This window comes from Streptomyces sp. NPDC047022, assembly GCF_040644155.1.
In the GTDB taxonomy this organism is placed as follows: domain Bacteria; phylum Actinomycetota; class Actinomycetes; order Streptomycetales; family Streptomycetaceae; genus Streptomyces.
Genome location: NZ_JBEYVV010000008.1, coordinates 66395 through 85241, shown reverse-complemented (window position 1 = coordinate 85241; position 18847 = coordinate 66395). Strand labels below are relative to the sequence as shown.

The 18847-nt window shown below is 70.7% G+C and carries 16 protein-coding genes; 8 read left to right on the top strand and 8 right to left on the bottom strand.

Features of this window, described 5'->3' with window-relative positions; all coding sequences use genetic code 11:
- Window positions 1-3: 3 nt before the first annotated feature.
- From ABZ845_RS11795 to ABZ845_RS11780, 4 genes are all read left to right on the top strand, one after another.
- Window positions 4-1569, top strand: coding sequence for a neuraminidase (sialidase) (locus ABZ845_RS11795; RefSeq protein WP_360976617.1), 1566 nt, complete (start codon window positions 4-6; stop codon window positions 1567-1569).
- A 253-nt stretch (window positions 1570-1822) separates the two neighbouring features.
- Window positions 1823-2026, top strand: coding sequence for a cold-shock protein (locus tag ABZ845_RS11790; RefSeq protein ID WP_023544341.1), 204 nt, complete (start codon window positions 1823-1825; stop codon window positions 2024-2026).
- Between the two features lie 85 nt (window positions 2027-2111).
- Window positions 2112-3818 carry a DEAD/DEAH box helicase gene (locus ABZ845_RS11785; protein ID WP_360976614.1) on the top strand — a complete coding sequence of 569 codons (1707 nt, stop codon included), beginning with the start codon at window positions 2112-2114 and terminating at the stop codon, window positions 3816-3818.
- Between the two features lie 213 nt (window positions 3819-4031).
- Window positions 4032-4457 carry a hypothetical protein gene (locus ABZ845_RS11780; RefSeq protein ID WP_360976611.1) on the top strand — a complete coding sequence of 142 codons (426 nt, stop codon included), beginning with the start codon at window positions 4032-4034 and terminating at the stop codon, window positions 4455-4457.
- Window positions 4458-4784: 327 nt separating this feature from the next.
- On the opposite strand, the gene ABZ845_RS11775 is transcribed toward ABZ845_RS11780, so the two are convergent.
- The 5 genes from ABZ845_RS11775 to ABZ845_RS11755 form a co-directional block, all read right to left on the bottom strand.
- Window positions 4785-5738: an ADP-ribosylglycohydrolase family protein gene (locus ABZ845_RS11775; RefSeq protein ID WP_360976608.1), complete on the bottom strand. Its 954-nt coding sequence runs from the start codon at window positions 5736-5738 to the stop codon at window positions 4785-4787.
- Window positions 5739-5843: 105 nt separating this feature from the next.
- The gene (locus ABZ845_RS11770; RefSeq protein ID WP_360976605.1) at window positions 5844-6146 is read right to left on the bottom strand and encodes a hypothetical protein; all 303 of its coding nucleotides are present in this window, start codon (window positions 6144-6146) and stop codon (window positions 5844-5846) included.
- 55 nt (window positions 6147-6201) lie between these two features.
- Complete coding sequence (locus ABZ845_RS11765; protein ID WP_360976602.1) at window positions 6202-7275, bottom strand: hypothetical protein; 1074 nt, start codon at window positions 7273-7275, stop codon at window positions 6202-6204.
- An 875-nt stretch (window positions 7276-8150) separates the two neighbouring features.
- The gene (locus tag ABZ845_RS11760; RefSeq protein WP_360976599.1) at window positions 8151-8438 is read right to left on the bottom strand and encodes a hypothetical protein; all 288 of its coding nucleotides are present in this window, start codon (window positions 8436-8438) and stop codon (window positions 8151-8153) included.
- 166 nt (window positions 8439-8604) lie between these two features.
- On the bottom strand, window positions 8605-9384 hold the full coding sequence (locus tag ABZ845_RS11755; RefSeq protein WP_360976596.1) for a class I SAM-dependent methyltransferase: 780 nt from the start codon (window positions 9382-9384) through the stop codon (window positions 8605-8607).
- 248 nt (window positions 9385-9632) lie between these two features.
- Between ABZ845_RS11755 and ABZ845_RS11750 the strand changes: the two genes are divergently transcribed.
- A complete protein-coding gene (locus tag ABZ845_RS11750) occupies window positions 9633-10499 on the top strand; it encodes a methyltransferase domain-containing protein (protein ID WP_360976593.1) in 867 nt (288 codons plus the stop codon).
- A gap of 64 nt (window positions 10500-10563) precedes the next feature.
- On the opposite strand, the gene ABZ845_RS11745 is transcribed toward ABZ845_RS11750, so the two are convergent.
- The 3 genes from ABZ845_RS11745 to ABZ845_RS11735 form a co-directional block, all read right to left on the bottom strand.
- A complete protein-coding gene (locus ABZ845_RS11745) occupies window positions 10564-12846 on the bottom strand; it encodes an FtsX-like permease family protein (protein ID WP_360976590.1) in 2283 nt (760 codons plus the stop codon).
- A gap of 64 nt (window positions 12847-12910) precedes the next feature.
- Complete coding sequence (locus tag ABZ845_RS11740) at window positions 12911-13660, bottom strand: ABC transporter ATP-binding protein (protein ID WP_360976587.1); 750 nt, start codon at window positions 13658-13660, stop codon at window positions 12911-12913.
- Window positions 13657-14172: a PadR family transcriptional regulator gene (locus ABZ845_RS11735; protein WP_360976584.1), complete on the bottom strand. Its 516-nt coding sequence runs from the start codon at window positions 14170-14172 to the stop codon at window positions 13657-13659. The genes ABZ845_RS11740 and ABZ845_RS11735 overlap by 4 nt, the downstream gene beginning before the upstream one ends.
- 164 nt (window positions 14173-14336) lie before the next feature.
- On the opposite strand from ABZ845_RS11735, the gene ABZ845_RS11730 reads away from it, so the two are divergent.
- From ABZ845_RS11730 to ABZ845_RS11720, 3 genes are all read left to right on the top strand, one after another.
- Window positions 14337-15608: an ABC transporter substrate-binding protein gene (locus ABZ845_RS11730; protein ID WP_360976581.1), complete on the top strand. Its 1272-nt coding sequence runs from the start codon at window positions 14337-14339 to the stop codon at window positions 15606-15608.
- A gap of 213 nt (window positions 15609-15821) precedes the next feature.
- On the top strand, window positions 15822-17453 hold the full coding sequence (locus tag ABZ845_RS11725) for a glycoside hydrolase family 13 protein (protein ID WP_360976939.1): 1632 nt from the start codon (window positions 15822-15824) through the stop codon (window positions 17451-17453).
- A gap of 65 nt (window positions 17454-17518) precedes the next feature.
- Window positions 17519-18847 (top strand): ABC transporter substrate-binding protein, encoded by a 1329-nt coding sequence (locus ABZ845_RS11720; protein ID WP_360976578.1) that lies wholly within the window; start codon window positions 17519-17521, stop codon window positions 18845-18847.

Here is an 18847-nt window from a genome sequence, read left to right as displayed (position 1 = left end):
AGCATGCGCACGCGTGCGTGGCCGACGGTTGCCATGGCGGTCGTAATGGCGGTGGGAGCCGTCGGTGCCGCAGATGCCTCGCCTGCCCCACGCGGCGGGGGCGAAGGTCGCGAGCTGCAGCGAATCAGTGGCCCCACTCCCTTCGCCGGCTGCACCGCGGGAGGCTCGAGCGGCGTCCTCTACCCCAACAGCGAGGTGGAGCCGTATGTGGCCGTCACTCCCAGGCACGGCAAGCACGCCGTCGCGGTCTATCAGCAGGACCGCTGGTCGGACGGAGGAGCTCGCGGTGATGTCGCGGACTGGACCAGCGACGGGAAGCGCTGGCACCGCAGTCTCCTGCCCTTCAGCCTCTGCGTTCCGGGTGGCCTCGACTACGGGCGTGCCAGCGACCCGTGGGTGAGCATCGGACCCGACGGCATCGTCTACGCGAGCGGAATCAGCGCGGACCTGAACGCCGCCGGCGACGTGGTCACCCGCAGCACGCCCAGCGTGGCCACCTCGTACAACGGCGGCAGGACCTGGCGCAACGTCAGGGCGCTGAAGCGGGACGACACCCCCTTCTTCAACGACAAGGAATCCGTCACCGCCGACCCCACCCGCCGGGGGACCGCCTATGTGGTGTGGGACCGAACCGACTCGGACGGGCATTTCGACGGCCCCGCCTACATCTCGCTGACCCGCAACGGCGGGCGGACCTGGAGCACGGCACGCCCCTTCGTGGACACCTCCGTCGTGCCCAACAGCCAGACGCTCGGAAACATCGTCGTAGTCGATCCCCGTAAGGGCACTCTCTACGACTTCTTCGACTGGATCACCTACACCGACGCCACAGCCACGCAGATCGCCAACGCGTACTTCGCGGTCGTGTCCTCCACCGACGGCGGGCTCACGTGGTCACAGCCGCGCCACGTCGCCGACGACACCTCGGTGGAAGACACCCACCCCAACGACCCGAACACGCTGCTGCGCGCCTCGGCGCACCTGCTCAGCCCGGCCATCGACCCTCGCTCGGGCAAGCTCTACGTCACCTACGAAGGATCCGACTTCAGCGGCGGCAACTACAACCAGATCGAGATGGTCTCCTCCCGCGACGGCGGACACAACTGGTCCTCACCCCGCCTGATCAGCCAGTCCCGCACGACGCCCGCCTTCATCCCGTCGATCGCCGTCACCGACGGTGGCACGGTCGCCGTGACCTACTACGACACCCGCTTCCTCGCGCCCGGCCAGACCGACAGCCTGCCGACGGCGGCCTGGCTGGTGACGTTCCCCCACGGGGACACCAGCCGGCCACGGGAGCGGCGCATCTCCCGCATCTTCAACTGGCTCGACGCGCCCTACGCCGAGGGGTACTTCCTGGGCGACTACCAGGGACTGGCCGCAGCCGGTCGAGAACTGCGTCCCGTGCTGACCGAAACCCACCCCGACCCCGCCAACCGCACCGACATCTACACCGGCAGCTTCAGCGCCGCCGACACCCGGGCCCTCGTCCACCGTCCCGAGGCCCCGTACGTCGCGCATCCGGCATACGGCCACATCCGCACCGCAGGACCCCTGACGCGAAGATGACTCATGCCCGTCAGGAACTGGCGTACCCACCGCCACCGCCTGCCACGGGCCCGCCCCGGAGGGGCCCCAGGCCCGGGTCGCGCCGCGCGCCCTGGCGGCCCCATACAGACCACCGACCTGTGCTACAGTTTTGGTGTTGCAGTTGTGGTACCCATGAACCTATGTGCGCCTGACGGGAATGCTTATCCTTCAGGCGCATTATTTGTTTTCCGGCATCTCCGGATGGGGCCTCTGCCTACAAAAGGAGAAGGTCATGGCACAGGGAACCGTGAAGTGGTTCAACGCCGAAAAGGGCTTCGGCTTCATCCAGCAGGACGGCGGCGGCCCCGACGTCTTCGCCCACTACTCGAACATCGCGACCCAGGGCTTCCGTGAGCTTCAGGAGGGCCAGCGGGTCTCCTTCGACGTCACGCAGGGCCAGAAGGGCCCGCAGGCGGAGAACATCGTCCCCGCCTGATAGCCGGACGTATCCGCTGACCGGGGTCCGCACCTTCATGGTGCGGACCCCGGTTTGTGCTGTTTCCAGGAAGGCAAAAAACCGCATGTCCCGCAGGCCCCAGAAGTCGAACCGGCGCGCCTCGTCGCCCTCACCGTCCGCGTCGTCACCCATGGAATTCCGGCTGCCGGAAAGCACGACACCAGCACTCCCCGCCGTCGAGGACTTCGCCGGTCTGGACATGCCCGCGGGTCTCCTGAAAACCCTCACCGCGCAAGGGGTGAACACCCCTTTTCCCATCCAGGCCGCCACGCTGCCCAATTCGCTCGCCGGACGTGACCTGCTGGGACGGGGACGCACCGGCTCCGGCAAGACCCTCGCCTTCGGGCTGGCGCTGCTGGCTCGCACGGCGGGACTGCGTGCCGAGCCCAAGGCGCCTCTCGCTCTCGTGCTGGTGCCCACCCGTGAACTCGCCCAGCAGGTGGCGGACGCGCTGACCCCCTACGCGACGGCGGTGAACCTCCGGATGGCCACCGTGGTCGGCGGGCTGTCCATCACCAAGCAGGCCGCCACGCTCCGGCGCGGCGCCGAAGTGCTCGTGGCGACCCCCGGCAGGCTCAACGACCTGGTGGCACAGGGTGACTGTGTGCTCGATCACGTCCGCATCACGGTGCTGGACGAAGCGGACCAGATGACCGACATGGGCTTCCTGCCGCAGATCACCAAGCTGATCCAGCAGGTGCGGCCCGACGGACAGCGCCTGCTCTTCTCGGCCACCCTCGACCGCAACATCGACCGCCTGGTGCAGCGGTTCCTGACCGACCCCGTGGTGCACTCCGTGGACCCGTCCGCGGGAGCGGTGACCACCATGGAGCACCACGTGCTCCACGTCCAGGACGAGACCGACAAGAAGGCCGTCACCACGCGCATCGCGGCCCGTGACGGCCGCGTCATCCTCTTCCTCGACACCAAGAGGTCCGCCGACCGGCTCGCCAAGCGGCTCCTGGCCGTCGGTGTCCGCGCGGCGGCACTGCACGGAGGCCGCTCCCAGCCACAGCGCAACCGCACCCTGGAACAGTTCAAGAACGGCCAGGTCACCGCGCTGGTGGCGACGAACGTCGCGGCCCGGGGCATACACATCGACGACCTCGACCTCGTCGTCAACGTCGATCCCCCCACCGATCACAAGGACTACCTTCACCGAGGCGGACGCACGGCCCGCGCCGGCGACTCCGGCAGCGTGGTCACTCTGGTCCTGCCCGAGCAGAAACGGGACATGACCCGGCTCATGTCGGACGCGGGCATCCGCCCCCGGACGACCCGCATCACGTCGAGCGCCCCGGAACTGGCCACCATCACCGGCGCCCGCGAGCCTTCCGGCGTGGCCGTCACGATCGAGGTCCCCCAGCCCACGACGGTGTCCCGCCCGGAGCGGAAGGCCGGCACCGAACCCGGCACGCGGTCCGGCCGCCGACGCCGAAGCGGCGGCAGCACCAAAGCGGCGACGGGTACGGCCACCGCGGCGAGGGGCCGGGACTCCGACCGGCGTGCGGGCTCCGGTGGGTCCACAGGCAGTGCCGTCGACGCGGCCGGGCGCGGTTCCAGCCGCCAGTCACCGGGCCGTGCGACCCCCGGCGCGGGCTCCGGCAAGGCCGTCCGCAGATCCGGCCGCAGGGCGGCGCCCGACGGAGCGACGGATGGCGCTGCCGGGACCGGTGGCCGCGGCTCCGACCGCGGAGGCGGCCGCCGTGCCTCTGCCCCCTCCGACCGCCGCCGGCGCCGGGCCCCGTCCCAGCCGGGAACCGACGGCTGATCGGGCTCGGCCCCTGACCGGCCTCGATACGGCTGCATCCGGCCGATGGCTGGATCACGTATGTTCGTCGGGTTTTGTCATGGATTCGTAACGGCGTCGACGGCGGACAACGGTCGGGACGACCAACTCATCTGAGTGGTCAGCGAGGCGCATCGGGCGCCTTCGCGAAGGGGCGGGTCTCGCCAGGTCGGGAGACCCGAGGGAGGGAAGTCCATGACCAGGACGAAGAAGACCGGGGTGAAGGCGCGGGGCGGCCGTGTGGCCGTGATCGGTGCGATGGGTCTGGCCTCAGTGGCGCTGGCCGCCGTGCCCGCGTTCGCCAAGGGCTCTGTGGCCATCACGGCGCCGCACACGGCGCATGTCGGCAAGACCTTCACGGTCACGGCACGCGGAGACGACGATGCCGCCGTCTACCTGCGGACGTGCCTGGAGGGCCGCAGCGGCGGGCAGGCGTGGCACCAGGTGACCTGCGGCACCGTGGTCGCCGCGGGTACCGACGCGCAGGCCGCCGCGCACGTCAAGGCCACGCACGGCGGAGTCCTCCAATACCGTGCGGTGGTGTACGGCCTGACCAGCCCGAACGACCGACGTCCCGTACGCGAGAGGACCTCGAGCCCGGCGACGGTGAACGTCCGCTGAGTCCGGCAGCGCGACCGCGGACCGTCAGCGCACCCACTGCCCGCGGAACACGACGGCTGCGACACGGTACGAAGCGACGCCTGCCGCGGTATTGAGGTCAGAGGCCCAGGACGCTGCCGTCCACGGCCGGGGGCTGCACACAAGCCCCCGGCCACCCGGGCGGCTCTGCGTGTCCACGCGGGTCTTCAGGACGACGGCCACGACGACACGACCGGATACATCTGGGGTCGAGAGTTGAGACACGGTGGCCGGCGCGGTGAAGGCGACGCGTCCGGGGATCCGCCCTCCCCGCGGCACGGGCGACGAACCGTGAGCTGACGGCACAGCTCAACCGCTGACTTCGTCAGTCCAGGCCGCCTCAAGGTGGTGCGCGAGATCGATCAGATCCGCCAGCCGCAGCACCCGTCCGCCGGACCCCGGCAGGGGGACGTGCAGAGGCTCGGTCCAGCGGGCAGGGATCGCTTCCAGTCCGTGGTACGCGCCCGCGAGACCTCCGGTGACCGCGGCGACGGTGTCCGTATCGCCGCCGACGTCAATCGCAGCGCGAATGGCGTCCTCGAAGCTGGTTGTGTTGCGCAGAGCCCAGACCGCCGACCCCAGGCAGGGCCAGACTGCGCCGTTGAACTCGGTTGCCTGGTCGGGATGCCAGTCCGCAGCGAGGACTGTGGCGTATCGCCGGCGGTGGTCGGGATGGACGAGATCCAGAACGTCAGGAAGGGCGCAGAGGGGGTCGGCGCCTGCCAGGCCGAGGCGAATGAGTTCGTGGAATATGGCTGTGCCTTCCCAGGCGGCGCGGTCACCGTGGGTAAGGGCTGCGACGCGCCGGGCGGCATCCATCGTGGCCGACTGGCCGGCCCCTGAAAAGTAGACCGCAGAAGTCGATGCCCTCATCAACGAGCCGTTGCCGGCCGCTCGCTGGTTGATCTGGAAATGAAGCGCGGCGGCCAGATCCCACGGCATGCCGTTTGTCAGCACGTCCTCGGTCTGCAGGCCGATGTCTTTGGGGCCGGCTGCCGCCCACCGCTGGAAGCGGGCGAAGATGTCCGGCAGATCCAGTCCGCCCTGCTCCAGCAGCGACTGGGCAACAAGGACGGCCATCTGCGTGTCGTCCGTGGCCTCGCCCGGTTCCCAACCGCCGCCTCCGCGCATCTCGTCACCGCACCCTGGTTCCGGGAACCGGGCAGAGAACGCACCCGGGGGGCCGAACTCGAAGGGGGCTCCCAGCGCGTCGCCCACCGCTGAGCCGACGACGGTTGCGATGGCTCGCTCCATACGCTTCATCCGCGCAGGCTATCGGCGTCACGCGACAGCGCACCGGCCATTGCCTCTCCCGTCTGCTGCAGGCCCGAGGCGGCTTCTGTCGGCCGGGCAGCTCCTGGGCGGATCTCAGTGGGTGCGGCCCGGGCGCCGGCCGAGGAGTTGGAGCAGCAGCCCTGCCATGAACAGCCCCCAGCCGCACCAGGCGACGGCCCCACGCAAGCCGTCGGAAGGGTAGCCGCCCCAGGGGCCGAGGAAGAGGTACATTGCCATCCCGATCCCGCCGGTCAGCGCCCCGCAGCCCGTCAACTTCGGCCGCAGGACACGCCTCCGCGCCCACGGCGGCACCCAGCCGGTCGTGATGCCCGCGACTCCGATGCCCACCATCAGAGCGACGGCCGTCACGGCCGCCCCCACCATGTACATGTGCATGACGATCAGCGTCTCACCGGCCTCGGTGGCTGACCAGGGTGCTGCCGCGTGCGGGTCATCGCACCCAGTCGTCCTTGTAGGCGGTCCAGTCTCCCTCCGTCGCCGCGAAGTCCACATACAGCGCCACACCGAAGCGCGGGCGGTCGGCGTCCGTGCGGGACAGGCCGAGACGCACGCCCCTGACGGCGGCGGGGACCGTCTCGGCGCGCGCCCAGTGGCCGAACCGGTTCTCGTGGTAAAAGGGCAGGCCCATCAGGAGATCGGTGGAGGGCGGGGTGACCTCAAGGGCGAGGCTGGTCTGCTGGGCGACGTAGCCGCCGTACAGGCTCTCCAGCGGCTGCATGGTGTCGTACGACATGACGGCGATCTGATCGACGCGTCGGGCCACCTGGCCGAAGTACGCCTGCGACCACCACTTGGGGTGGCCGGTGGTCGTTCCCCAGAAGGAGTGGAAGGCGGGCAGCGGGTCGATCTGGTGGGCGGCGACCGAGAGCAGGGCGTGCCGGGCGTGGGTCTCGCGGCGCAGGTCGTCCAGGAGGCTCAGGTAGTCGCGGTCGCCCGAGTGGAGGGGCTCCAGGTCGAAGTGGGCGCCCTCGAAGCCGACGGCGAGGATCTCACGGGTGGAGCGGACGACAGCGGCCCGGGTGGCGGCGCGGTCGAGACGGAGCCCGTCCGGGGACTCGCTGGCCAGCTTGTCGCCGAGCCACGCCTGGACGCGTACGCCCGGCAGCAGGCGGTGCACGGCGCCGATCAGCCACCGCGCCTTCGGGTAGTCCGAAGCCGGAAGCGTGCCGTCGTCCTCCAGGGGGCCCGAGTGGACGTACAGGTCGCGGATGCCGGTGCCGCGCAGCCGTCGGGCGAGGGCCTCGACGTCGGCGTCGCTCTTGCGGCCGTCGATCCAGGCGTGGCCCAGCCAGATAGCGTCCCGATTCCTGGTGTACGTGCCGTCCGCCGGGTCGCCCATGTCGTTCACGCGCAGCGCGGTCTCGGCGGCGAGGAGCGGCAGCAGGACGGCGAGGACCACGGCGAGGGCCGTGCGTCTCGTCCGGACGAGCCATGTGCGCGGCCGGGGCGGCGGGGCGGTCTCCGGGGTCGACTCGTCCTTGGCGGGTATGTCTGCCGTGTTCATCGGGGTTTTCCTTCGTGGATACCCCCGGCTTGAGCCGGGGGAGGAAACGAAGCTCCTGCGGAGCAGGGCAGGAAACGGGATTTCGCCCTTAGGGCGAAAGACCGCGTACGTGACGGGTAGCCTGTGCGCTGTGCGTTGCGAGAACCAAGCGCGTACAACGTGTTGCGCGAGAACCAAGCCAGCACAATCACCACCTGACTTTGCTGTACAAACCGGGCAGGTTCCGTCCCGGGTGGCGTTGAGGGAGTAAGACCTTTCAGGTCGTTGACCTGCAGGGATTCCTGAGCCAGGAATCCCCCTGCTTCAGCTGGGGGAGGGTTCAATCCGTCCCCCGTGCCCCTCGGTCCCTCGCCTGCCTCCGCCCCACGCTCGAAGGCGATTGCCTGCTCATTCGCTCAGACGCGGAGCCTTCCTTCCGCGCGGCCGACGCGGGCACGTCCAATCCCATATGGCCGCACGGCACGGCGGGCGCCCCGCTGGGCTGTGTGACCGGCGTGCTGTGGCTGGTGTTGCCGAGGATGACGATCAAGGCCGGGGCTCCGGTTCCGGCGGCGGCGGGTTCGACCGGCTGCGGGGCTGAACGAGGCCCCGCCGGTCGCGGAGGGCCGGTTCCGGGAGCCGGCCGGGCGTACGGCGGACGCGGATGCGCTGCTCGCGGAGCTGGGCGAGCGGTACGCGCCGTCGTCCGCCGTGCCCGTCACGGGGTACGTCGAACAGGCCGAGGACCGGCTGGTGTTCGCTACGACCCGCCTCAACGCGCCCCGCCCAAGCCGCCGATCGCGCGGATGGCGAGCGGGCGGCCGTGGCACTGCGGGCGGTGGGGGGGCGTGGCCCATGCCGACGTCCTGGGTTCCGGCGTGGAGCCGACACCCGGGTCAGTCCCAGAGGGAGATCGCCAGGACCAGGGCGAGGACCGGGATCAGCAGCCATGGTTCGGCCAGGACGAGGAGCCCGGTGAAGACCAGGGAGAAGTAGGCCAGTGCCTTGGCGGCGCGCCGCCGGGCCTTGTTCTTCTTCGTGCCCTTGTTCTTCTTCGAGACCTTGTCGTGAGGCGCCGCTGCGTCAGGGGCTGCCTCGAGGATGCTGACTTCGGTTTCGGTTGCGGTGTCGGTCGCGGTCGTGGTGGCAGTGGCAGTCGCGGGGTTCATGCCGATGTTCGTCATGGCACTCAGCCTCGTCGCGAGAGCACCGCCCTCGCGTCGGTGAAGTCTGCCTATTCAGCTGATGACCACCGACGCGTACGCAGTGCCCGCACGGTCCTGCTCCTCGCCCACCGTCCCGGCGAGCTTTCCCGCGGCCGTGCGTCAGGCTCGGGTGCCGACGTGTGCTTCACAGCCGCCGGACGCGCAGCACGCCCGTCAGCATCGGAAGGGTGAACTCGCCGTGTGCGGTCTCCGGCCTGCCGGCGAGGAACGCGCGGATCCGGCCCAGCAGCGCCTCCTGTTCCTGTTCCGGCATGACCAGCACCCCCGCGCGCGTCGCGATGGTCGCGACGAGAGAGTCGGCGGTGCGGCGCTGCCCGTGCGGGAACTCGGCCTGCTCCGGCGAGCCGAACCGGGCGGCCACGCCGGTCTTCGGGAGGTGCATGTCGGCCGTCTCGGTGCGCCAGCCGCTGGGCGTGTCACGGGGGCCGATGGCCGCGTTCCCACTGACCTGCGCGAGCCCGGAAACCCACTCGACCTTGTCGTCCATGACGTTCCACAGGCCGGCCAGTATGCCGCCGGGTGCGAGGACCCTGGCGATCTCGGGTCCCGCGACCGTCATGTCGAACCAATGCATGGCGTTGCCGGCCAGCACGGCATCGACGGAAGCGTCCTGCAGCGGTATCGCCTCGGCACTGCCCGGCAGGGCACGGACAGCCGGCAGCGAGCGGCGCAGCTCGGTCAGCATCGCCGGGTCGGGCTCGACCGCAATGACTTCGGCACCCAGGGCGACCAGCGTGGCCGTCAGCTTGCCGGTTCCGGCGCCGAGGTCGAGCACGCGCGGGCCGGGCGCGGGTTCAAGCGCCCAGCGCACCGCGGCCTGCGCGTAGTCCGGACGATGCTCGGCGTACGCGACCGCCGCCGCGCCGAACGACGAGGCGTGAAGTAATCGTTCATCGTGATCCATGCGGGCACGCTATCGGCGCTGCCGGCGGTCGGCTACGCCGCCTCACCGTCTCGGCGACGGCCGCCCGACAGCGCTACCAGTGCTCCGGCACGCACGGCCTGCCGTAGCCCGCCCCACCCGATCGAGTCAGAAACCGAGGAGACCACCCTGCCCACCGAGCTCACCGCATAGCCTCGAAGGCGAGAGCCAGGTGGAACGCCGCCTTGATCGTCGCCCGGCCAGGGCGCGCAGAGTGGAGGTGCAACACGATGGCAGAGGGTGCCCAGAAGTCCGGCCCCACGATGAGCCCGTCGGTGCGGGAGACTTACGGTCCCGCCGACCTGAGCGGTGACCCCGTCTTTGCCGGAGGGTTCATCAACTTCGGGTTGTGGAGCGACATCGACCTGGGTCTGCCGCTGCGGGAGGCCGAGCGGGTCCGCAGCCAGGAGGACCTCTATCGGCATGTACTGGACTGTGCCGGCCCGCTGGATGGGCTCAGTGCCCTGGAGGTCGGCTGTGGCCTCGGCATGGGATGCGCGCTGGCGCTGCGGGAGTACGGCCCGGCCCTGGTCGTCGGCATGGACATCCACCCGCAGCAGCTGCGACGTGCCCGGGCAACGCACGCGGACCTGTTGCGCCGACAGCCCGAACGGCTTCGATTCACGCACGGCAGCGCGGAGGGGATGCCGTTTACGGACGGCTGCTTCGACGCGGTCATCAGCGTGGAGGCGGCCCAGCACTTCCCGGATCTGTCCGCCTTCGCGGCCGAGACGGCTCGGGTGCTGCGCCCGGGCGGGCGGGTGGCGGTCGCGAGCTTCTTCACCGTCGACGACGCTCCGGACCGACAGGCACAGCTTGCCGGTCTGCTGGCGACGTACGCCAATGGCCTGGACATCGCAAGGCCGGTGACGGCGCTCACCGAGGCATTCACCGCGGCCGGACTCACCGGAGTACGCGCCGAGTCGATCGGGCAGCACGTCTGGCACGGCTGGGACCTCTGGCTGAGCCGCCGGTGGGCGGCGGGCACCTGGCCACGGAACTTCCTGCGCGTCTACCAGCAGCGGATCCTCGACTACTACCTGATCACGGCAGAACGGCCGGCGGCGCCGACCGAGAAGGGGGATCAGCCAACGTGACAACACCCCCGGGTGTCCGTATCCCTCACCGCGCCGGCGGCTGCTTCGCGGACGCCGTCTCCGCTCAGGCCACCGCGCTCAGGGTGTCGGCGAGGCGGCGGCGGGCCGCGCGTGCCGCGGGCAGTGCGGCGAAACCGGCGGCGGCCAGCACGGCGGTGGCCGCGAACAGCAGCAGCAGGGCCGGGGACGGTCGCCGGGCCAGCCCGGCACCGATGCCGCTGGACCGGCCCTGAGCGTCGATCAGCCAGTGAGCCAGCGGAATCCCCAGCGCCGTGCCGACGCAGACGGCGGCCAGCGCGATACAGACGGTGGCCGTGACGGTGATCGCGGTGATCTGCCGTGGCGACAATCCGATGGCCTTGAGCGCCAGCAGGTCCCGCTCGCTCTCGCGTACGGTGCCGCCGATCGCGGTCAGCAGGTCGACCATCCCGATGAGCGCGAGGACGGCGATCAGCCCGGCGACGACCCCGCGCAGCGGTGAGAGCCCGTCCGCCGGATTGGTCACCGGATGCACGTCCAGGTGCCCGTGGGAGGCCGCGGCCAGCCGCGCGGAGACCTCGTGCGGGTCGGCCCCCGGGCGCAGCCGGAGTTGGTAGAGGCTGGGACGCAGCCGGGGATCGTTCTCGTGGAGGGTGTCGAGCGAGGCGGAGATGACCCGTCCCGAGTTCTCCGGCTCGATGCTGCGGCCCACGATGTGCAGGATCTGCGGCTGGTCGCCCACCGTCATCCGTACCCAGTCGCCGACGTGCGCGTCCAGCAGGTCCAGCAGCCCCTGACCGGCGACCGCCTCGTCGCGGCCCTGCGCGGGACGGCCCTCCGCCAGGGCGTACGGATACGGGTCCCGCCTGGTTCCCAGGCCCCGCAGCGCGATCGTGGCCGTCTGGCCGGGCACCAGGGCCGCCAATTCGACGCCCGGGTAGGCGTCGGCCACCTGTGGATCGTCCTTGATCAGGGAGAGTGCCGCCCGGTCGTCGAGGTTCCCGTCGGGACGGACGGTGAGGGACGCCGCGAGGCCGACCTCCTCGGGTCTGCTGTGGAGGCGGTCGATGGTGGTCCACGCGCTCATCGCCACCACGATCAGCAGCAGCGGCAGCGCCAGCCGCGCGACCACCGCCACCGACCGGGAGCGACGGGCGAAAGCGCTGTGCCAGCCCAGCACCAGCGCGGGCGGCAGCCGCAGGCCCAGGGCGGTGCGCGCCGCCCCCGTCAGGGACCCACCGGTCCGCGTCGCGGGCCGCGGCACCGGTACGGGAGGCACCCGCCCCGCGCGCCAGGCCGCGAGCCAGGTGGTGGCCGCGATGAACAGCACCGCGGCCACCGGCACCGCGAACAGGGCCACGGTGTGGCCCGGCAGCCCCTGCCACACCCCGATCGCGTCCCCGAGACGTCCCGGGATCAGTCTGCCGAGCGCCTGGGCGAACGCCCCCGCGGCCACGGCTCCGAGCAGCGCGTACGCGACATGCTGAAGCAGGAAGATCCGTACGACCTGGCCCGGCGTGAAGCCGATCGCCTTGAGCACCGATATGTCCCGCAGATGTCCGCGGATCCGGGTGCCGATCGCCCCGTGTACGGCGAACCCGGCGGCGACGAGCGCGCCGAGCCCGAACAGGCCCAGCACCTGGCCCAGCAGCCGGTTGTCTCCCTGCGCCTCGGCCCGTGCCTGCTGCCAGGTCGAGACCTCGCTGACCCGGCCGGCGCCCAGCAGGGTGACGGCGCGCTGCACGGCGTAGTCCGTGTCGTCGGGGTCGGCCAGGCGCAGCCCGGTCACCTCGCCACCGGGCTCGGGGACGGCGGAGGGCTGTGCCCAGACGAGCCCGGGCTGTTCGCCCGGCCTGTAGCGGGGTTCGGCACTGTCCGCGATGCCGAGCACGGTCAGCGTACGGTGCGTGCCCACCAGGGTCAGCGTGTCGCCGGGCTCGGCCAGCAGTGCTCGCGCCAGCCTGTTCTCCAGCACCACCCCGTCGGGCCGTGCGGTATCCAGCCAGTGACCCGAGGTGAGCAGCGGTCTGCCGACGGAGGGTATCCGGGGTGTGCCCCGTAGCTCCACCGAGGCGCGGGTGCCCCGGGAGGCGAGCGTCGCCGGCTCGGTGGGGTAGGGGCCCGCGACGGACTCGACGCCGTCCAGCCCGGCCAGCCTCGCGGCGTCGGCGCCCGGGCCGGTATGGATCCACACATGGGCGCCGCGCGCCTGGGTGAAGACCCGCTGCCAGGGGTTGGTCGCGTACCCGAACAGTGCCATGGCGAGCAGCAGGGAGGCGACGATCCCGGCGGTGGCGAGCACGATGAACAGCGCCTCGCCGCGGTGTGTCCGCAGATCGGAGTGCGCCCAGCGAAGGGTGGCCCGCACGGCGTCAGGCCCTCGGCTCGCGCGGGGCGTGGCGGCTGGTCTTCGGAGCGTGGTGCATCGCGTGTCAGTCCTTCAGCTCCAGCACACCGGATATCCCGCCGCGGCGCGGCGGCCCCGCGTCCAGCTCCGCGTCGTCGGCTATCCGGCCGTCGAAGAAGCTGATGACCCGGTCGGCGGCGCTCGCCAGCCGGGCGTCATGGGTGACCAGGAGGATGGTCTGGCCGCGCTGGTGGAAACGGGAGAGCAGCCGCATCACCTCACGGGTGCCCTTGCTGTCGAGGCTGCCCGCGGGCTCGTCGGCGAGCAGCAGCGGCGGATGGTTGACCAGAGCCCGGGCCAGTGCGACCCGCTGCTGCTCGCCGCCGGACAGCTCGCCCGGCATGCTGCGCTCCTTGCCCGCGAGGCCCAGCTCCGCCAGCAGCCCTTCCCGCTCGGCCCGCGCCTGCTTCGGCGGCAGCCCGGCAAGCAGTGCGGGCAGCTCGACGTTGTCCGCGACGGACAGGTTGGAGACCAGGTTGAAGAACTGGAAGACGATTCCGATGCGCTTTCTGCGCTCCACGGCCCAGCGTGCCTCGGTGTAGCCGTCCGTGCACTCACCGTCCAGCCAGATGCTGCCGCCGTCCGGACGCTGCAGCCCGCCCAGCAGATGCAGCAGAGTCGACTTCCCGGCGCCGGAGGGGCCGGTGACGGCCACGAACTCGCCCCGGGCCACCCGCAGATCGACCCCGCGCACGGCATGGGCGGGAGCGCCCTCGCCGTGGTGGGTCTTGACGAGCCCCTCGGCGCGCAGCAGAGGAGTGCGGACCTCACTCACTCCAGCTCCTCCAGTTGCTCCTGGCAGCGCTCCAGCCAGTCGAGGTCGGCCTGCAGATGCAGCATCGCGCCCTCGATCAGCAGGTGCGCCATCCGGTTGTCGCGGTCTTCGGCGGCGGCCAGTTTCGACAGGCTGCGCATGGTGTTGAGGTACTGGCGCCGCTGCTTGTTGATCAGGGCGATCTGGTCGGCGAGACCGGTCTGCGGGGCGAGGGCGAGCTTCATGAAGAACTCGTCCCGTACCCGCGGCTCGTCCGCCGCGTCCTCGTACCACGCATGCAGCGCCTCGCGCCCGGCATCGGTGAGGTGGTAGATCTTCTTGTTGGGCCGGCTGGACTGCTCGACCTCCTCGCCCTCGATCAGTCCGGACTTCTCGAGGCGGCCGAGGGTGACGTAGATCTGGCCGACGTTCGGCTGAGGGTACGCGGAGCCCAGCAGTTGCTCAAGGTCCTGCTTGAGCTCGTAGCCGTGGGCGGGTCCGCGCGCGAGGAGAGCCAGGAGGGGCAGGCGCACTCGTGCTCTCCTCCTAGCGTCCTCGTATTGTGGGCCAGGTCCTGGTTCCGGGGCGCTGGCCGGGCTTCTTGTGCCGGAGCACTAGTATCGCCCATACCTAACAGGTATACATGGCCTCTGACCCCGGGCGAGAATGTCCGGTGCCGGTGTACAGGGAGGAACCTATGCGGTGGATCCATGCCGCCGGTAGGGGCCTTCTCGTCCTCGCCGTGGTGCTGAGCGGATACGTCGCCTCGGGGGCGCGGGCCGCCGACGGGACCGCGGGCGAGCGCGGACCGCTGACCCTGGCCACCGCCGGTGATCTCACCGGCTATCTGCGGCCGCTGCTGGAGGGCTGGAACCGCACCCACCCCGGTGAGAAGGTCACCCTCGTCGAACTTCCGGATTCCGCCGACGAGACCCATGCGCAGATGATCACGGACCTGCGCGGCGGCGACAGCAGCCGGTTCGACGTCCTCAACATCGATGTCGCGTGGACCTCGGAGTTCGCGGCAGCGGGCTGGATCCGCCCGCTCCCGCGCGACCGCTTCCCGCTGAAGAGCTTCCTGCCCCCGGTCGTCGGCACGGCGACGTACGACGGCCGCCTGTTCGCGGTCCCGTATGTCACCAACGCCGGTCTGCTCCTGTACCGCAAGGACGTCCTTGCCCGGGAGGGCGTGGCACCGCCGCGCACGTGGTCAGAACTGGAACACGAAGCGAAGACGATCGCCCCGAAGTACGGACTGGGCGGGTACGCCGGGCAGTTCCTGCCCTACGAGGGGCTCACCGTCAACGCGGCCGAGGCGGTGTACTCGGCGGGCGGCACGATCCTAGGCGACGAGGGGGAGCGGGTCACCGTCAATTCCGCGGCGGCACGCGAGGGCATCGGATTCCTCGCCCGCGGGATACGCGAGGGCTGGATACCCCGCGAGGCGCTGACATACAAGGAGGAGGAGTCCAAGCAGGCGTTCCAGGACGGACATCTGCTCTTCCTGCGCAACTGGCCCTATGCCTACGCCGTCGCCTCCGCGAAGGGCTCCAAGGTCGCCGGGAAGATCGGGGCCGTACCGCTGCCGGGGCCGGACGGACCTGGGACCAGCGTCCTCGGCGGTTCCAACCTGGCGGTCAACACCCATGCCCGGCACCCCGAGTCCGCCGCGCGTCTGATCGCGTACCTCACCAGTGAGCCCGTCCAGCGCGAGGTGCTCACCCGCGGCGCGCTGCCGCCCGTGCGCGCGGCGCTCTACGACGACCCGGAGCTGGTACGGCGCTTCCCGTATCTGCCGACCCTGCGCGCGAGTGTCCTCGCCGCCGCCCCGCGCCCCAAGAGTCCGCGCTACGACCAGGTGAGCCTGGCCGTGCAGGCGGTCGTGCATGACGCGCTGACCGGGCAGGAGACGCCCGAGAGTGCCGTACGCCGGCTGGCGCGGGAGCTGGCCGCCATTTCCCACCGCTAGGCGACTCTAGTTACTTGTTAGGTAACGCGAGGGTCTCATCTGTTGTTTCGGTGCCCCGATATATCCCTATTTCGATGGGCAACTTCCCGGTAGCTTCGTCTTGTTCGTTGACACCCTCACGACACCCCTACTTAACATGCATGCATAACTGATGGCCCTGGACAGGGCCGTCCCAGCACGCACAGACAGGTCGACGGGGTGAGTCCACAGCACATCGACACCCACCGCTGGTGGCGCGACGCGGTGATCTACCAGGTGTACGTCCGCAGCTTCCTGGACAGCACCGGAGACGGCATCGGTGATCTCGCCGGGGTCAGGGCCGGGCTGCCCTATCTGAAGAAGCTCGGCGTCGACGGGATCTGGCTGAGCCCCTTCTACCCCTCGCCCCAGCACGACCACGGCTACGACGTCGCCGACTACTGCGACGTCGACCCGGTCTTCGGGGACCTGGCCGAGTTCGACATGCTGATGGCGGGGGCCCGGCGGCTGGGGATCAGGGTGCTGCTGGACATCGTCCCCAACCACTGCTCCATCGAGCACCCATGGTTCCGCGAGGCGCTCGCCGCCGCTCCGGGCAGCGCGGCCCGGGCCCGCTTCCACTTCGCCGACGGCCGTGGCCCCGACGGCTGCGAGCCGCCCAACAACTGGCACGCCATGTTCGGCGGCTCCGCCTGGACCCGTGTCACCGAGGCGGACGGCCGCCCGGGCCAGTGGTACCTGCACATGTTCACGCCGGAACAGCCCGACTGGAACTGGCGCGACGCCTCGGTCGCCGCCGCCTTCGAGCAGGCGCTGCGCTTCTGGCTGGACCGGGGCGTGGACGGCTTCCGCATCGACGTCGCCGCCGGTCTCTTCAAGCACCCGGAACTGCCCGACTCACCGGACCCCGAGGCCGACGCCCGCACCCGGGACTCCGTCAACCCGCTCGCCTGGAACCAGCCCGAAGTGCACGGCGTGTGGCGGCGCTGGCGTGCGGTGTGCGAGGAGTACACGGCCCAGGACGGTCGCGAACGCCTGCTGGTCGGCGAGGTCTCCGTACCGACGGCCCGCGAACACGCGCAGTACGTCCGCCCGGACGAACTCCACCAGGCCTTCTTCTTCGACCTGCTCGGCGCCCCCTGGAACGCTGACGCGTTCCGCAAGGTGATCTCCGAGGCCATGCAGGACATAGCCGGCACGGGCTCGACGGTCACCTGGGTCCTCAACAACCACGACCAGGTCCGCACCGTCACCCGCTACGGCGAACCGGCCACCGAGGGCAGCGGCCTGGGCCCCGCCCGGGCGCGGGCGGCCGCGCTGCTGATGCTGGCGCTGCCCGGTGCGGCGTACATCTACCAGGGCGAGGAACTGGGCCTGCCCGAGGTGGTCGACCTGCCCGACGACGTGCTCACGGACCCGATCTTCCGGCGCACCGGCAGTCGTGCCCGTGTCCGCGACGGCTGCCGGGTGCCGCTGCCGTGGTCGGGCCAGGCCTCCCCGTTCGGCTTCACCTCGGGTGCCGAGGGCGCCAAACCGTGGCTGCCGCAGCCCGAGTGGTTCGCCGAGCACGCCACCGAACGCGCGCTCGCCGACACCCGCTCCTTCTGGCACCTCTACCGGGACGGCCTCCAACTGAGGTCGGCTCTTGCCCAGCTGGGCGAGGGCACCCTGCGCTGGCTGGACACCCCACCCGGTGTCCTCGCCTTCGTGCGCGGCGACGACCTCGTCTGCGCCGTCAACTTCACCTCGGCGCCCACTCCCGCGCCCGTCTCCGGCACACCCCTGCTGTCCAGCGGCCCCTGCCCGCCGGGCGTCCTCCCCGGCTCCACCGCCGCCTGGTGGATCAGCGACGGCCCCGGCACCTGAAGCCCGGGACCACCGAGCACACCTGCGAACACCACAACTTCCCACTCCCCGAAGGGACATCAACGATGATGCGACGACCCACCACCCTGCTCGGCGGCTGCACCGCCGTCGCCCTCGCGCTCGGCGCGACCGCCTGCGGCGGCAGCGGCCCGGTCTCCGCGGGCGGCGGCGACAAGGCACTCAGCGGCCAGACGGTCACCGTGGCCGGTGTCTGGTCCGGCAGCGAGCAGAAGAACTTCCAGAAGGTCCTCGACGCGTTCTCGGCGAAGACCGGCGCCAAGACGCAGTTCGTGTCCACCGGTGACAACGTCTCCACCGTCGTCGGCAGCAAGATCGAGGGCGGCGACGCCCCCGACGTGGTGATGGTCCCGCAGGTCGGCGTGCTCCAGCAGTTCGCGAAGAAGGGATGGCTCCAGCCGCTTTCGGGGACCGCGCAGCAGACCGTGGACGCCGACTACGCGAGCGTGTGGAAGAACTACGGCAGCGTCGACGGCAAGCTGTACGGGCTGTACTTCAAGGCCGCCCACAAGTCGACCGTCTGGTACAGCCCGGACGCTCTCGCGCAGGCCGGGGTCAAGCCCCCGAAGACGTACGACGAGATGCTGAAGGACGGGCACACCGTCTCCGACTCGGGTCTGGCCGCCTTCGCCGTCGCCGGTCAGGACGGCTGGACGCTGACCGACTGGTTCGAGAACATCTACCTCTCCCAGGCCGGACCCGACAAGTACGACGCCCTCGCCGCCCACAAGCTGAAGTGGACCGACCCGAGTGTGGTGAAGGCGCTCACCACGCTGGGCAAGCTGTTCCAGGACAAGCAGCTCATAGCGGGGGGCCAGAAGGAAGCCCTCGGCACCGACTTCCCCGGCTCCGTCGAGAAGGTCTTCGGACCCAAGCCCACGGCCGGCATGGTCTACGAAGGCGACTTCGTGGCCGGGGTGGCCCACGACCAGTTCGGGAAGACCATCGGCAAGGACGCGGACTTCTTCCCGTTCCCCGCGGTCGACGGCGGTACGGCGCCGGTGGTCAGCGGCGGTGACGCGGCGGTCGTCCTCAAGGACGGCAAGAACGCCAAGGCCGGCATGAAGCTCCTGGAGTACCTCGCGACTCCCGAGGCCGCGGCCGTGTGGGCGAAGGCGGGTGGCTTCCTGTCCCCGAACAAGAAGCTCGACTTCGCCTCCTACAGCGACGACGTCACTCGCGCGACCGCCAAGTCCCTGGTCTCCGCCGGTGATTCGGTGCGCTTCGACATGTCCGACCAGGCACCCGCCGCCTTCGGCGGCACCAAGGGTGCCGGCGAGTGGAAGCTCCTTCAGGACTTCCTGCGCGACCCGTCCGACCCGAAGGGGACCGCGGCCGAGCTGGAGGACGCGGCGGCCAAGGCTTACCAGGACTGA